Genomic DNA, 15,386 nt, shown 5'->3' with positions numbered 1-15,386 from the left:
TCCCACCCGCGGTGCCTCAGCCGACGTAACCCATGCGGTGGCTGATCTCCTGCGCGCCCTTGACCAGCAGCGGTGCGAGTTCGTGCATGCGTTCCTCGGTGAAGCGGTAGGCGGGCCCGGAGGCGCTGAGCGCGGCGACGACCTCGCCGTGGTGGGCGCGGATCGGGGCGGCCATGGCGTGCAGCCCGATCTCCAGCTCCTCCAGCGTCACCGCGTATCCGCGCTCCCGCGCCTCGGCGAGATCCTTCTCCAGCTCGCTCCGGGCGGTCAGCGTGCGCGGCGTGAGCTGCGGCAGCCCGGACGCCTCGAGCACCTCGTCGCGCCGCGCGGCCGGCAGGTACGCGAGCAGGATCTTGCCGCTGGACGTGGCGTGCACGGGGGTGAGCTGCCCGACCCAGTTGTGGGTCCCGACGGCGCCCGGTCCGCGTACCTGGTACAGGTTGACGGCATAGTGCTCTTGCAGGACGGCGATGTTGACCGTCTCGCCGATCTCCTCGCTGAGCCGCTCGCACACCTCCCGGCCCTGCTGGGTGATGTCGAGGCGGCCCGTGACCGCGCCGGCCAGACGAACGATCCCGAAGCCCAGCCGGTACTTGCCGCGCTCGCCCGCCTGCTCCACGAGGCCGCGCGCCTCCAGGGCGCCGAGCAGGCGGAATGCGGTCGACTTGTGGACGTCGATCTCGGCGGCCACCTCGCTGACGCCGGCCTCCCCGCGCTGGGCGAGGATCTCCAGGACGCTGACGGCACGGTCGACGGACTGCACGCCGTTCACCGCGGGAACCGCTGTTTCGCCATCTGCGGTGTAGTTGCTCATGACGCAACTATACGTACGGCAGGCCTCTTTGGACCCGGCTTCGCACAGGGAGAATACGACGGCCCCCGGGTCCGTGGGGGCCGTCCGCGGAAGCCGGCGTCAGCCGAAGACGACCGTGCAGCGGCCGTTCACCAGGACACGGCTCTCGCTGTGCCACTGCACGGCTCGGGCGAGGACCCGTGCCTCGACGTCGCGGCCCATGGTGACCAGGTCGTCGGGCGCCTGGGAGTGGTCGACGCGGACCACGTCCTGCTCGATGATCGGGCCCTCGTCGAGGTCCGGCGTGACGTAGTGCGCCGTGGCGCCCACGAGCTTCACGCCGCGTTCGTGCGCCTGGACGTAGGGCCGGGCGCCCTTGAAGCTCGGCAGGAAGGAGTGGTGGATGTTGATGGCCCGTCCGTCGAGCTGCTTGCACAGGTCGTCGGAGAGGATCTGCATGTAGCGGGCGAGCACCACCAGGTCGATGCCGAGGTCGTCGACCAACTGCAGCAGCCTGGCCTCCGCCTCCGCCTTGGTGTCCTTGGTGACCGGGATGTGGTGGAAGGGAATGCCGTAGTTCCGGGCCAGCGGCTCGAAATCGCGGTGGTTGGAGACGATCGCCGGGATCTCGATGTTGAGCGCGCCCGTGGACTGGCGGAAGAGCAGGTCGTTCAGGCAGTGGCCGAACTTCGACACCATGATCAGTGTCCGGGTCGGGGTCGCGGCGTCATGCAGCTGCCAGGTGATCCGGTACGCCTCGGCGACCGGGCCGAAGCCCGTGCGCAGCTGGTCCAGGGAGACGCCGGGATGCGAGACGTCGAAGTGCACCCGCATGAAGAAGCGGTCCTGGAGACGGTCGTCGAACTGCTGGCTCTCCAGGATGTTGCCGGAGTGCCGCACCAGGTAGCTGGTGACGGCGTGGACGAGACCGGCCCGGTCGGGGCACGAGAGGGTGAGGACGAACTCGCGGCCGGGCTGCGGGCGAGGAGACATGGCATCCTCCGTGGGTGCGTAATACGCAACGATGAGAGTGATACGCAACATCGTCCCGTGGGGACGGGGGGCGGTCAAGGGGTACGTTCTGCAGAGTGCGTTGCGATGCGTAATGTGCAACAACTTCGAGTGTCGTAGAAGTTACAAGAGCTTCCGCTCTGCGTCTTGACGCCGAAACGCTGCCGAGGTTCGGTTGCGTAGGCAGAAACAGGTTTTGCCCAGCGCAACTCTATCCGGCGTTCCCCCAGACACAGGAGGTTCGATGTCGATCCGTGCCATCGACGAGGCACCGCTGAGCAGATTCCATCGCAAACTCACCTGGGCCTGTGCGGGCGGCCCCTTCCTCGACGGCTATCTGCTCAGCATCATCGGCGTCGCCCTCGTCGGCATGAGCGGTGAACTCCGCCTGACCACCGGGGACGAGAGCCTCATCGGTGCCGCCGCGCTGGTCGGCATCTTCGTCGGCGGCCTGTTCTTCGGCGCCGTCACCGACAGGCTCGGCCGCGAGGCGATGTACACCCTCGACCTGGCGGTGCTCGTCGCCGGATCGGTGCTGTCGGTGTTCGCCACCGAGACCTGGCAGTTCGTCGTGCTGCGTTTCGTCCTCGGCATGGCCATCGGTGCCGACTACCCCATCGCGACCTCCCTGCTGGCCGAATGGGTGCCCAACCGGCACCGGGGCAGACTCCTCGGCGTCCTCATCCTCGCCTGGTACATCGGCGCGGCGGCCGCCTATGTGGTCGGCTACGCGATGGCGGAGATCGGCGGTGCGGGCACCTGGCGGTGGATGCTCGCCTCGGGAGCCGTCCTGAGCGCCGTCATCCTGCTGCTGCGGATCGGGACCCCCGAATCACCGCTGTGGCTGGTGAACAAGGGCCGCACCGCCGACGCGCAGCGGGCGATCCGCAAGGCCCTCGGCCGCACCGTGCCGGTGGCGCAACTGGTCGAGGCCGCGGCCGCCGAGCAGTCGCAGCGGCAGAGCCGTTTCCGCGATCTGTTCCAGGGCGTCTATCTGCGGCGGACGCTGTTCTGCGGCCTGTTCTACATGTGCCAGATCACGCCCATGTTCGCCCTCTACACCTTCGGGCCCGCCATCCTCGCGTCCTTCGGCCTCGGCGACGGCAACAGCGGCAACCTCGGCTCGGCGCTGATCAGCGTCGTCTTCGTACTGGGCTGTGTCCCGGCGCTGCGCCTGGTGGACCGGGTGGGGCGCCGGCCCGTCATCGTGTGGTCCTTCGCGCTGATGGTGGTCCCTCTCGCCGTGCTCGGAGGCGGCTCGGCGCTGCCCATCGGCGTGGTCGTCGTCTGCTTCTGCGCCTACGCCCTCTTCTCCGGTGGCCCGACGGTACTGGAGTGGACCTATCCCAACGAGCTGTTCCCGACGGCGATCCGGGCCACCGCGGGAGGCGTGGCCACCTCGATCAGCCGTATCGGTGCCGCGGCCGGCACCTATCTGCTGCCGCTCTCGCTCGACCGGCTGGGCATCGGCGCGACCATGCTGATCGGTGCCGGAATCACGGCGGTGGGCTGGCTGGTGTCCCTGGCGTGGGCCGAGGAGACGCGCGGACGCACGCTGGCCGAGACCAGTGCCCTGCCCGGCGGTTCCCGGCGGGCGCCGGCGCCGGGCCGGGAGCACGACTTCGAGCGTTCCTGACCCCGCCCGGCAGACGGCCGGCCGCCCCTTCCCGGGGTGGCCGGCCGTCCGCTTTGAACGGCCCCGAACTCGGCGCCGCGCATCTCTTGACACTGCTCCTCCGCAGGGATGACAGTGTGACTGTTTCTCATAGCGAAGCGCTTTTCATACTACGCAACAAGGGTGCCAGCGAGGAGATCGGCAAGTGACACACGAGGTACGCGCCGCCGTCGCCCTGCACAAGGGCGCACCGGTCTCGGTGGAGACCGTGCTGGTGCCGGACCCCGGCCCCGGGGAGGTCCTGGTCCAGGTCGAGGCCTGCGGTGTCTGCCACACCGACCTGCACTATCGGGAGGGCGGGATCGGTGACGACTTCCCCTTCCTGCTCGGGCACGAGGCGGCCGGTGTGGTCGAGTCCGTCGGGGAGGGCGTCACCGACGTCGCGCCCGGCGACTTCGTGATCCTCAACTGGCGCGCGGTGTGCGGACAGTGCCGCTCCTGCCGGCGGGGGCGGCCCTGGTACTGCTTCGACACGCACAACGCCACGCAGAAGATGACCCTCGCCGAGACCGGCCGGGAGCTCTCCCCGGCGCTCGGCATCGGCGCGTTCGCCGAGAAGACGCTCGTCGCGGCCGGCCAGTGCACCAAGGTCGACCCGGCCGTCTCCCCGGCCGTAGCCGGGCTGCTCGGCTGCGGGGTGATGGCCGGTTTCGGGGCCGTCGTCCACACCGGCGGCGTCGGCCGCGGCGACTCGGTCGCCGTGATCGGCTGCGGTGGTGTCGGCATGGCGGCCATCGCGGGTGCCAGGGCCGCCGGCGCACGCCGCGTCATCGCCGTCGACGTGGACGAGCGGAAGCTGAAGTGGGCCGAGCGGTTCGGCGCCACCGACACCGTCGACTCCTCCAGGACCGACGCCGTCGAGGCGGTCCGCGGCCTCACCGGCGGCTTCGGGGCCGACGTCGTCGTGGACGCGGTCGGCTGCCCCGAGACGTACCGGCAGGCCTTCTACGCCCGCGACCTCGCCGGCACCGTCGTGCTGGTCGGTGTCCCGGCCCCGGGGGCGGCCGTCGAGCTGCCCCTGCTGGACGTCTTCGGCCGGGGCGGCGCGCTGAAGTCGAGCTGGTACGGCGACTGCCTGCCCTCCCGGGACTTCCCCGCCCTGGTCGACCTCCATCTGCAGGGACGCTTCGACCTGCGGGACTTCGTCACCGAGAAGGTCGCCCTGGACGACGTGGAAGCCGCGTTCGCCGGCCTGCGCCGCGGAGACGTCCTGCGCTCGGTGGTCGTCCTCCGAGGGCGCGGTCCCGGCGCATCCGGGCGGAGCGTCAGGCCCTGAGGAGGGGCACGAGCGAAGCCCCCACCATCGGCACGACTTGAGGAGAGGGACAGATGGCCACTTCCTACGATGTGATCGTCGTCGGGCTGGGCGGGATGGGCAGCGCGGCCGCCTACCACCTCGCCGCCCGCGGGCAGCGGGTGCTCGGCCTGGAACGCTTCGGGCCGGCCCACAACCTCGGCTCCAGCCACGGCGGCTCCCGCATCTACCGGCAGGCCTACTTCGAGGACCCGGCCTATGTGCCGCTGCTGCTGCGGGCCCGTGACCTGTGGGACAAGCTGGCCGTCGACTCCGGCCGGGAGGTCTTCACCGAGACCGGCGGCCTGATGATCGGCCGGGAGGACAGCGCGGCCTTCGCCGGCACCCTGCGCAGTGCGCACGAGTGGGGCCTGGACCACGAGGTCCTCGGCGCCGCCGACATCCGGCGCCGCTTCCCGACGTTCACCCCGGCCGCCGAGGACGTCGCCTTCTTCGAGCGCGGGGCCGGCGTGGCCCGGCCGGAGGCCACCGTCACCGCCCACCTGGAACTCGCCGAGGCCCACGGCGCCGACCTGCACTTCGCCGAACTCGTCCTCGGCTGGGAGGCCGAGGGTCCCGGCCGCAAGGCGTGGGTGGTCACCGACCGCGGCGCCTACACCGCCGACCGGCTGGTGTTCGCGCCCGGCGCCTGGGCGCCCAGGCTGCTGTCCGGCCTGGGCGTGCCGGTGACGGTGGAGCGTCAGGTCATGTACTGGTTCGAGCCCGAGTCGGGCACCGGCCCGTTCACCGCCGACCGGCACCCGGTCTACATCTGGGAGGACCCCGACGGCACCCAGATCTACGGCTTCCCCGCGCTGGACGGCCCCGGCGGCGGCGCCAAGGTCGCCTTCTTCCGCAAGGGCAGTGCCGCCGACCCCGACACCCTGGACCGGGAGATCCACCCGGAGGAGATCGCGGCGATGGCCGCGTACCTGCGCCCGCGCATCCCCTCCCTGCCCGGCCGCTTCCTCAAGGGCGCGGCCTGCATGTACAGCACCACCCCGGACGAGCACTTCGTCCTCGCCCAGCATCCGGACCACCCGCAGGTCACCGTGGCCTGCGGCTTCTCCGGGCACGGCTTCAAGTTCGTCCCCGTGATCGGCGAGATCATCGCGGACCTGGCCACCACCGGCACCACCGAACACCCCATCGCCCTCTTCGACCCGCGCCGTGTGCGGGTCTGACGCCCACTTCCGAGGTGACCACCATGACGACCACCAGCCTTCCGTCCAGCCTGATCGCCACCCTGCCGGGGGAGTACTACACCGATCCAGAGGTCTTCGCCCTGGAGCAGGAACGCGTCTTCGAGACCATGTGGTTCTGCGTGGCCCGCGCCTCCGAGCTGGCGAAGCCCGGCCAGTTCCGCACCGTCCAGGTGGGCCGTGAGAGCGTCCTCGTCTCCCGCTCCCGGGACGGTTCCGTCAAGGCGTTCCTGAACGTCTGCCGGCACCGCGGCGCCAAGCTGTGCACCGAGGAGTCCGGCGAGGTCAAGCGCGCCTTCCAGTGCCCGTACCACGCCTGGACCTACGGCCTGGACGGCAAGCTGGTCGCCGCGCCCAACCTGACGTCGATGCCGGACATCGACCGCACCGCGTACGGCCTGATCAACGTCCATGTGCGCGAGTGGCTCGGCTATGTGTGGGTGTGCCTCGCCGACACGCCGCCGTCCTTCGAGCAGGACGTCGTCGGCGCGGTGGTCGAGCGGCTCGGCGACACCGAGTCGATCGAGAACTACGGGATCGATGACCTGCAGGTCGGCCGGCGGATCACGTACGACGTGAAGGCCAACTGGAAGCTCATCATCGAGAACTTCATGGAGTGCTACCACTGCGCCACCATCCACCCCGAACTGACCGAGGTCCTGCCGGAGTTCGCCGACGGCTACGCCGCCCAGTACTACGTCGGCCACGGCGCCGAGTTCGGAGACGAGGTCCGGGGCTTCACGGTCGACGGCGGCGAGGGCCTGGACCGTATCCCCGGGGTCGCGGACGAGCAGGACCGCCGCTACTACGCGATCACGGTCAAGCCCCAGGTGTTCATCAACCTGGTGCCCGACCACGTGATCTTCCACCGGATGTACCCGCTGGCGCACGACCGCACGGTCGTCGAGTGCGACTGGCTGTACCTGCCGCACGTCGTGGAGAGCGGCAAGGACGTGGACCGCTCGGTGGAGCTGTTCCACCGGGTGAACCAGCAGGACTTCGACGCCTGTGAGCGCACCCAGCCGGGGATGAGTTCGCGGGCCTACGCCAAGGGAGGGGTCCTGGTGCCGAGCGAGCACCACATCGGCGCGTTCCACACCTGGCTCCAGGACAGGCTCGGCGTCCACCCCGTCGGCTGACCCCCGCCGCCCCCGTACCGCCCGTCCATCTGCCGTCCGGCCCCTCCGGCAGGTGGACGGGCCACGTTCGGCCGTGCGGCGTGGATCCGCGCCGGGGGCGGCCACCCATACTGGAGGCATGGGCATGCAACGGGACGAGTCCCGTCCGCCGGGCCCAGCGCGGCAGCAACGGTCCGACGACGGGCGTGACGCCTCACGGAGTCAGGACCGCTCCGAGGACGGCCGCGACGGCTCGCCGCGCCCGCCCGCCCGCCTGCCGTCCGTGCTGAACGTCCACAGCGTCGCGGGCCAGGTCCTCGTCCTGCAGGTGGCGGTCGTCCTGCTGCTCGTCGTAGCCGCCGTGGCGGCCCTGGTGCTGCAGGCCCGCGGTGCCAGTCTCCAGGAGGCCAGGGAACGCTCGCTCGTCGGAGCCGAGACCTTCGCGCACGCCCCCGGCACCCTGCAGGCCATGAAGTCGCCCGACCCCAGCGCCCTGCTCCAGCCGCGCGCGGAGGAGGCCCGCAGGCTGGCCCGGGTCAACTACATCATCGCCTTCAGCCCGGCCGGCATCCGCTGGACCCACCCCGACCCCCGGCTGATCGGCAAGCACGTCGTGGGCTCCTACGCCGACGCGCTCGCCGGTCACATCCACCAGGCCACGTACGACACGCCCGGCGTGGGCCGCGCCGTGGACACGATGGTTCCCGTCACGGACACCGACGGAAAGGTCGTCGGGCTGGTGTCCGTCGGCATCACCGTCCGGAGCGTCGAGCGCAAGGTGACGGACCAGCTGCCGCTGCTGTTCGGCTCGGCCGCCGCCGGGCTCGCCCTGGTCACGGCGGGATCGGTGCTGGTGAGCCGTCGAGTGCGACGCCAGACGCACGGGCTGGAGCCGGCCGAGATGACCCGGATGTACGAGCATCACGACGCGGTGCTGCACTCGGTGCGCGAGGGCGTCCTCGTCGTCAGCGGCGAGGGCCGGCTGCTGCTCGCCAACGACGAGGCCCGCCGGCTGCTGGACCTGCCCGCCGACGCGGACGGCCGGCCGGTCGGCGAGATCGGGCTCGCACCGCGCACCGCGGCGCTGCTCGCATCGGGCGAGGCGGCCACCGACGAGGTGCTGTTGGAGGGCGAGCGGCTGCTGGCGGTCAACGTGCGGCCCACCGCACCGCACGGAGGCCCGGCCGGGAGCGTGGCGACGCTGCGGGACACCACCGAACTGCGCGCCCTCGCCGGCCGGGCCCGGCGGGCGCGTGAACGCCTCCAACTGCTGTACGACGCGGGTCTGCGGATCGGCACCACCCTCGACGTGGTGCGGACGTCCGAGGAGCTGGCCGAGGTCGCGGTGCCCCGGTTCGCCGACTTCGCCACCGTGGAGCTGCTCGACGCGGTGCGCCGCGGCGAGGAACCGGACGCCGGCAGCACGGTCCTGCACCGCACCGCCGTACGCGGCGTACGGGAGGGTCATCCGCTGGACCCACCGCAGACCGGGGTCGCCCTCGCGCCGGACACCCCGCAGGCGCGGGGCCTCGAACGCGGTCACGCCGTGCTGGAGGCCGATCTGCGGGCCGCGCACGACTGGCGGGCGCGGGACGCGGAGCGGGCGCGGCAGGTGCTGGACTTCGGTATCCACTCGCTGATCACCGCGCCGTTGCGGGCCCGCGGCATGGCGCTGGGCACGGTCGAGTTCTGGCGCTCGGACAAGGGCGCCTTCACGGAGGAGGACCTCGCCTTCGCCGAGGAACTGGCGGCCCGGGCGGCCGTCGCCCTCGACAACGCCCGCCGGTACACCCGCGAGCACACCATGGCGGTCACGCTGCAGCGCAGCCTGCTGCCGCGCTCGTTGCCCGAGCAGTCCGCCCTGGAGGTGGCCCACCGCTATCTGCCCGCGCAGGGCGGCGGGGTGAGCGGCGACTGGTTCGACGTCATCGCGCTGCCCGGCGCCCGGGTCGCCCTCGTGGTAGGCGACGTCGTCGGGCACGGGCTGCACGCGGCCGCGACCATGGGCCGGTTGCGCACGGTGGTGCACAACTTCTGCGCGCTCGACCTGTCCCCGGACGAGCTGCTGAGCCACCTGGACGAGCTGGTCGCCCACATCGACGCAAGCGAGCACACGGAGGTGCAGGGCGACGGCGAGGTCGCCGGGATCACCGGCGCCACCTGCCTGTTCGCGATCTACGACCCGGTCTCCGGGCAGTGCTGCGTCGCCCGGGCCGGCCACCCCGGGCCCGCCCTGGTCCACCCCGACGGCACCGTCGCCTTCCCCGACGTCCCGGTCTCGCCGCCGCTCGGCCTGGGCGTCGGCCTGCCGGTCGAGACGGTCGAACTGCGCCTCGCCGAGGGCTCGATGCTCGCCCTGTACACCGACGGGCTCGTCGAGGACCGCGACCGGGACTTCGACACCGGCCTGGCACTCCTCGCTGGCGCCCTGGCGCACCCGGGCCAGGATCCGGAGCAGGCGTGCCGGGCGGTGCTCGACGCCCTGCTGCCCGACCGCCCCCGCGACGACATCGCCCTTCTTGTGGCCCGCACGCGGCTGCTGGATCCGGGCCGGGTGGCCGACTGGGACGTGCGGGACGACCCCGCCGCCCTCGGCCCCCTGCGCGCCGCCTGCATGCGGCGGCTGGAGGCGTGGGGCCTGGACGCGATCGCCTTCACCACCGAGCTGATCCTCAGCGAGCTCGTCACCAATGCCATCCGGTACGGCGCCCAGCCCGTGCGGCTGCGGCTGCTGTACGACCGGGACAGCCTGATCTGCGAGGTCGCCGACGGCAGCAGCACTTCCCCGCACCTGCGGCGCGCGGCCGTCACCGACGAGGGCGGACGGGGGCTGTTCCTCGTCGCCCAGCTCGCCCGGCGCTGGGGTGTGCGCTACACCGCCCGCGGCAAGGTCATCTGGAGCGAGCAGGCCGTGGACGCGTCCGAGGCCGGGGCGGACGGGGCCTTGGCCGACGCCCTGCTGGAACAGTGGGACGACGCGGAACTGTGACTCCGGGCGCGATTCGCCATACGCAACTTCATGCGCCATCCGGAACCGATGTCGCTCGTTCTCTTGACAACCCACGGGCGCGCCGAAAGCATGTTGCGCATAACGATCGTCGTTGTGCTATTTGAAACAGACTGCCTGTCCGGCACCCCGGAGGTCCCCATGAGCATCACCGTCGTCGGAGCGTCGCTGGCAGGACTGAGCACGGTCCGCGCCCTGCGTGCGGAGGGGTACGACGGCGGGATCGTCGTCGTGGGGGAGGAGCGCCACCTCCCCTACGACCGGCCGCCGTTGTCCAAGGACTTCCTCAAGGGCACCCTCGACGCGGACGCGCTCGCGCTCGGCGACGGGGCCGAGTACGACGACCTGGACGTGCGGTGGCTGCTCGGCGAGCGCGCCGTGCGCCTCGACCCCGCGGACCGCTCGGTGACCCTCGCCTCAGGGCGCCGGCTGTCCACCGACGGCGTCGTCGTCGCGACCGGCGCGAGCCCGCGCACCCTGCCCGGCACCGAAGGTCTGGCCGGCGTCCACACCCTGCGGACCCTGGACGACGCCCAGGCCCTGCGCGCCGAACTCCTCGACGGCCTGCCCCGCGTCGTGGTGATCGGCGCCGGCTTCATCGGTGCCGAGGTGGCCTCCACCGCGCGCGGGCTCGGCCTCGACGTCACCGTGGTCGAGGCGCTCGACGTGCCGCTGGAACGCCAACTGGGCCGCGTCATGGGCCGGGTGTGCTCCTCCCTGCACACCGACCACGGGGCCCGGCTGCTCACCGGGACCGGCGTGGCGGGCCTCACCGGCGACGGCCGGGTCACCGGCGTGCGGCTGACCGACGGGCGCGAGCTGCCCGCCGACATCGTCGTGGTCGGCGTGGGCGTGCGGCCCGCCACCGACTGGCTTGCCGGCTCCGGAGTCCAGGTCGACGACGGTGTGGTCTGCGACGCCGGCTGCGCCACGAGCGTCCCCGGCGTGGTCGCCGTCGGTGACGTGGCCCGCTGCCCGCACCCCTTCACCGGCCGGTACGCCCGCATCGAGCACTGGAGCAACGCCACCGAGCAGGCGGCGACCGCCGCCCGCACCCTGCTGACCGGCGTGTCGGCCCCTGCCCCGCGCACCGCGCCCTACTTCTGGTCCGACCAGTACCAGGTGCGCATCCAGCTCGCCGGCCATGTCGCGCCCGGCGCCGTGCCCGAGGTGGTCGACGGCGACGTCGACAACCGCTGCTTCACCGCCCTCTACCGGCACGAGGACACCCCGGTCGCGGTGCTCTCCCTGAACCAGACCAAGCTGTTCAACCGCCTGCGCCGCACCCTCGTCCCCGCCGCCGCGCCCGCCGCCGTCTGAGCCCGGGCCGCCCGGGCCCGCCACCAGGGTGCGCCCGGGGCGGGCCCGCAAGCGACAACCCTCCCCGCAGGGGTGTGCCCCGTGGCACGCCCCGCCCGTCCCCCCGGAGTATGGCGTGGCAATCAGCGTCTTCGACCTGTTCTCCATCGGCATCGGCCCGTCCAGCTCGCACACCGTCGGCCCGATGCGCGCCGCCGCGATGTTCGCCACCCGGCTGAAGACCGACGGCCTGCTCGCCCAGACCGCCGCCGTGCGCGCGGAGTTGTTCGGCTCCCTCGGTGCCACCGGCCACGGCCACGGCACCCCCAAGGCCGTCCTGCTCGGCCTCGAAGGCAACGAACCGCACACCGTCGACGTGCTCCAGGCCGACCTGGACGTCGAGCGCATCCGGACCACCGGGCGCATCCGCCTCCTCGGCGCGGAGATCGGCCCCGCCCACGAGATCGGCTTCGACGCCTCCACCCAACTGGTCCTGCACCGCCGCCGCTCCCTGCCGTACCACGCCAACGGCATGACCCTCTTCGCGTACGACGACGACGGTGTCCCGCTGCTGGAGAAGACGTACTACTCCGTCGGCGGCGGCTTCGTCGTCGACGAGGACGCCGTGGGCGCCGACCGGATCAAACCCGACGCCACCCGGCTCACCCACCCCTTCCACACCGGCGACGAACTGCTGGAACTGACCAGGGACACCGGGCTGTCGATCTCCGCGCTGATGCTGGAGAACGAGAAGGCCTGGCGCACCGAGACGGAGATCCGCACCGGACTGCTGGAGATCTGGCGGGTGATGCAGGGCTGCGTGGCCCGCGGCCTGTCCCGTGAGGGCATCCTCCCCGGCGGGCTGAAGGTGCGCCGGCGGGCCGCGGCGGCGGCCCGGGCGCTGCGCAGCGAGGGCGACCCGGCGGCCCGCGCGATGGAGTGGGTGACCCTGTACGCGATGGCGGTGAACGAGGAGAACGCCGCCGGCGGCCGCGTCGTCACCGCCCCGACCAACGGCGCGGCCGGCATCATCCCCGCGGTCCTGCACTACTACCTGACCTTCGTGCCCGGCGCGGACGAGGACGGCATCGTCCGCTTCCTGCTCGCGGCCGGCGCCATCGGTCTGCTCTTCAAGGAGAACGCCTCCATCTCCGGCGCCGAGGTCGGCTGCCAGGGCGAGGTCGGCTCCGCCTGCTCCATGGCCGCCGGCGGTCTCGCCGAAGTGCTGGGCGGCACACCCGCCCAGGTGGAGAACGCCGCCGAGATCGGCATGGAGCACAACCTGGGCCTGACCTGCGACCCGGTCGGCGGCCTGGTGCAGATCCCGTGCATCGAACGCAACGGCATGGCCGCGGTCAAGGCGGTCACCGCCGCCCGCATGGCCCTGCGCGGCGACGGCCGGCACCACGTCTCCCTCGACAAGGTCATCAAGACGATGAAGGAGACCGGCGCCGACATGAAGGTCAAGTACAAGGAGACCGCCCGCGGCGGCCTCGCCGTCAACGTCATCGAGTGCTGAGGAACCGAGGCACGCGCGTGAGAGGTTCTCCCGGACGCCGCCCCCGCCGCGTCGCGATGCTCAGTGTGCACACCTCGCCGCTGCACCAGCCCGGCACCGGGGACGCGGGCGGCATGAACGTCTACATCGTCGAACTCGCCAGACGCCTCGCCGCCCGCGGCACCGAGGTGGAGATCTTCACCCGGGCCACCTCCGCCGACCTGCCGGCCGACGTCACCCTCGCGCCGGGTGTGCTGGTGCGGCACGTGACCGCCGGACCGTACGAGGGCCTGGCCAAGGAGGACCTGCCGGCGCAGCTGTGCGCCTTCGCCCACGCGGTGACGCGGGCGTGGGCCGGCCACCGCCCCGGCCACTACGACCTGATCCACTCGCACTACTGGCTCTCCGGTCACGTCGGCCGCCTCGCCGCCGGGCGCTGGGGCGTGCCGCTCGTGCACTCCATGCACACCATGGCCAAGGTCAAGAACGCCGGCCTCGCCGACGGCGACATCCCCGAGCCCGCGATCCGGGTGACCGGCGAGAGCCAGGTCGTACAGGCGGCCGACCGGCTGATAGCGAACACCGAGCGGGAGGCGGTCGACCTGCTGCGCCACTACGACGCCGACACCGGCCAGGTCGCCGTCGTCCACCCCGGCGTCGACCTCGACCGCTTCCGGCCCGGCGAGCCCGACGCGGCCGCAGGCCGGGCGGCGGCCCGGGCGCGCCTGGGGCTGCCGCACGACGCGCTGATCCCGCTGTTCGCGGGCCGCATCCAGCCGTTGAAGGCACCGGACGTCCTGCTGCGCGCGGTGGCCCGGCTCCTGCGGGAGCGGCCGCGGCTGCGCGAACGGCTCGTGGTCCCGGTCGTGGGCGGGCCGAGCGGCAGCGGCCTGGCCCGGCCGGAGGGCCTGCACAAACTGGCGGCCTCGCTCGGCATCTCCGACGTCGTCCTGTTCCGGCCCCCGGTCGGCCAGGACCGTCTCGCCGACTGGTACCGGGCGGCGTCCGTCCTGGTCATGCCCTCGCACAGCGAGTCCTTCGGCCTGGTGGCCCTCGAAGCCCAGGCCTGCGGCACGCCGGTGATCGCCGCCCGCGTCGGCGGCCTGCCGGTGGCCGTGCGCGACGGCGTGAGCGGCGTCCTCGTGCCGGGTCACGACCCGGCGGACTACGCCCGCGCACTGAGCCGCTTCGCCGACGACCCGTCCCTGACCCCACGCATGGGCGCGGCCGCGGCGCGCCACGCCCGCTCCTTCGGCTGGGACACCGCCGCGGCGGCGACGGCGCGGGTGTACACACAGGCGCTGCGGGAGCGCCGGCTCCGCGCCTGACGCCGGTCATCGGGTTCTCCCCGCTGACGCGGCGCCGGCGGTGCTTGAACGGGCACCTCTCCCGACCGATTCTGGACACCCCCGTCGGGCGGCGCCGCATCCGCGACAGCAAGGACGGACCCCATGGCAGACCTCACACAGGCCACCGCGTCCTCCGGCACCACCGTCGGCGTGGCACCGGCGGCTCCCCTCTCGCGGGGGGTACGCCGCATCACGGTGCAGGCCGGCCCCGTCACTCTCTCCGGTCTGTGCTGCGAGCCACCGCAGCGGCCACCGCGCGCACTCGTCGTCGCCCTCCACGGCGGTGGCACCAGCGCGGGATACTTCGACGGTCAGGCGCACCCCGACCTGTCCCTGCTGACCCTCGGCGCCCACCTCGGCCACCGGGTGGTCGCCCTGGACCGCCCCGGCTACGGCGCCTCCGCCACCGAACTGCCCGGCGGACGCACGCTCGTCGAGCAGGCGTCCGACATCGCTGCCGCGGTACGCCGGCTGGCCTGCGACGACCCCGTGGGCGGCGGGGTGTTCGTGCTCGCCCACTCCTTCGCCGGCAAGGTCGCCTTCCTGCTCGCCGCCGAGCACGCTCCGGACGGGCTGCTGGGGCTGGACGTCTCGGGCTGCGGCACGAAACTCGCCGTGCCGTACGACCAGGTGCGGCACGACCGCAACGTGCGACGGCTCAACTGGGGGCCGCTCGGCCTGTATCCGCCCGCCACCTTCCAGGCCGCCGCGACGGTCGTCGCCCCGATGCCGCCGCGCGAGGCTGCGTCGGCCGGTGACTGGGAGCGGCTGTCCGCCGAGGTGCTGCCCCGCGTCCGGGTGCCCGTCCGGCTGACGTTCGCCGAGCACGAGGCCTGGTGGCGGCACGGCGACGCGGACGTCGCCGACATGGTCGCCCGGCTGACCGCCGCGCCCCACGTGCGCGTGGACCGGATGCCCGGTGCCGGGCACAACGTCAGCCTCGGCTGGGCCGCACGTACGTACCACCTCAGGGCTCTCGCGTTCGCGGAGGAGTGCCTGAGACTCACCGCTTGAGCGGTCCTGCCGAGGGCCGGCCCCCTGGCCGGTGACCGACGGCCGGCCGGCGCGATGCGGCGCAGCGGCTGTTTACCCGCCGCCCGGCGGGTCACCCCTTGAGGACACAGGCGTGTGGAGGGAGTC

General features: G+C 72.6%; 11 protein-coding genes. 9 read left to right on the top strand and 2 right to left on the bottom strand.

All coding sequences use genetic code 11. From position 1 onward, the window contains the following. Positions 1-16: 16 nt before the first annotated feature. On the bottom strand, positions 17-814 hold the full coding sequence (locus ACZ67Q_RS15710) for an IclR family transcriptional regulator (protein WP_471181713.1): 798 nt from the start codon (positions 812-814) through the stop codon (positions 17-19). A 99-nt stretch (positions 815-913) separates the two neighbouring features. Beyond that, positions 914-1,786, bottom strand: coding sequence for a formyltetrahydrofolate deformylase (gene purU, locus ACZ67Q_RS15705; protein WP_471181710.1), 873 nt, complete (start codon positions 1,784-1,786; stop codon positions 914-916). Positions 1,787-2,048: 262 nt separating this feature from the next. Between purU and ACZ67Q_RS15700 the strand changes: the two genes are divergently transcribed. From ACZ67Q_RS15700 to ACZ67Q_RS15660, 9 genes are all read left to right on the top strand, one after another. Then, on the top strand, positions 2,049-3,440 hold the full coding sequence (locus ACZ67Q_RS15700; protein ID WP_471181707.1) for an MFS transporter: 1,392 nt from the start codon (positions 2,049-2,051) through the stop codon (positions 3,438-3,440). 184 nt (positions 3,441-3,624) lie between these two features. Then, positions 3,625-4,755: an S-(hydroxymethyl)mycothiol dehydrogenase gene (locus tag ACZ67Q_RS15695; RefSeq protein ID WP_471181704.1), complete on the top strand. Its 1,131-nt coding sequence runs from the start codon at positions 3,625-3,627 to the stop codon at positions 4,753-4,755. A 53-nt stretch (positions 4,756-4,808) separates the two neighbouring features. Beyond that, positions 4,809-5,957: an N-methyl-L-tryptophan oxidase gene (gene solA / locus ACZ67Q_RS15690; RefSeq protein WP_471181701.1), complete on the top strand. Its 1,149-nt coding sequence runs from the start codon at positions 4,809-4,811 to the stop codon at positions 5,955-5,957. Positions 5,958-5,980: 23 nt separating this feature from the next. Next, positions 5,981-7,114 carry an aromatic ring-hydroxylating oxygenase subunit alpha gene (locus tag ACZ67Q_RS15685; RefSeq protein ID WP_471181698.1) on the top strand — a complete coding sequence of 378 codons (1,134 nt, stop codon included), beginning with the start codon at positions 5,981-5,983 and terminating at the stop codon, positions 7,112-7,114. A gap of 118 nt (positions 7,115-7,232) precedes the next feature. Then, positions 7,233-10,082, top strand: a complete 2,850-nt coding sequence (locus ACZ67Q_RS15680; RefSeq protein WP_471181695.1) for a SpoIIE family protein phosphatase — start codon at positions 7,233-7,235, stop codon at positions 10,080-10,082. A 159-nt stretch (positions 10,083-10,241) separates the two neighbouring features. Beyond that, on the top strand, positions 10,242-11,420 hold the full coding sequence (locus ACZ67Q_RS15675) for an NAD(P)/FAD-dependent oxidoreductase (RefSeq protein ID WP_471181692.1): 1,179 nt from the start codon (positions 10,242-10,244) through the stop codon (positions 11,418-11,420). 115 nt (positions 11,421-11,535) lie between these two features. Then, positions 11,536-12,918, top strand: coding sequence for an L-serine ammonia-lyase (locus tag ACZ67Q_RS15670; RefSeq protein ID WP_471181689.1), 1,383 nt, complete (start codon positions 11,536-11,538; stop codon positions 12,916-12,918). A 56-nt stretch (positions 12,919-12,974) separates the two neighbouring features. Beyond that, positions 12,975-14,225 (top strand): D-inositol-3-phosphate glycosyltransferase, encoded by a 1,251-nt coding sequence (mshA, locus tag ACZ67Q_RS15665; RefSeq protein WP_471181952.1) that lies wholly within the window; start codon positions 12,975-12,977, stop codon positions 14,223-14,225. 123 nt (positions 14,226-14,348) lie between these two features. Next, entirely contained in the window at positions 14,349-15,260 is a 912-nt protein-coding gene (locus ACZ67Q_RS15660; protein WP_471181687.1) for an alpha/beta fold hydrolase, read from the top strand. The last annotated feature ends 126 nt before the right edge of the window (positions 15,261-15,386 follow it).

It is taken from the genome of Streptomyces sp. NPDC036813 (assembly GCF_055609245.1).
The sequence above is the reverse complement of the archived record's forward strand: the minus strand, read 5'-3'. Positions and strand labels throughout refer to the sequence as shown.

Coding starts and splice junctions, on each gene's coding strand:
- ACZ67Q_RS15660 (WP_471181687.1), top strand. CDS start 14,349: ATGGCAGACCTCACACAGGCCACCGCGTCCTCCGGCACCACCGTCGGC.
- ACZ67Q_RS15675 (WP_471181692.1), top strand. CDS start 10,242: ATGAGCATCACCGTCGTCGGAGCGTCGCTGGCAGGACTGAGCACGGTC.
- mshA (WP_471181952.1), top strand. CDS start 12,975: ATGCTCAGTGTGCACACCTCGCCGCTGCACCAGCCCGGCACCGGGGAC.
- ACZ67Q_RS15685 (WP_471181698.1), top strand. CDS start 5,981: ATGACGACCACCAGCCTTCCGTCCAGCCTGATCGCCACCCTGCCGGGG.
- solA (WP_471181701.1), top strand. CDS start 4,809: ATGGCCACTTCCTACGATGTGATCGTCGTCGGGCTGGGCGGGATGGGC.
- purU (WP_471181710.1), bottom strand. CDS start 1,786: ATGTCTCCTCGCCCGCAGCCCGGCCGCGAGTTCGTCCTCACCCTCTCG.
- ACZ67Q_RS15680 (WP_471181695.1), top strand. CDS start 7,233: ATGGGCATGCAACGGGACGAGTCCCGTCCGCCGGGCCCAGCGCGGCAG.
- ACZ67Q_RS15710 (WP_471181713.1), bottom strand. CDS start 814: ATGAGCAACTACACCGCAGATGGCGAAACAGCGGTTCCCGCGGTGAAC.
- ACZ67Q_RS15700 (WP_471181707.1), top strand. CDS start 2,049: ATGTCGATCCGTGCCATCGACGAGGCACCGCTGAGCAGATTCCATCGC.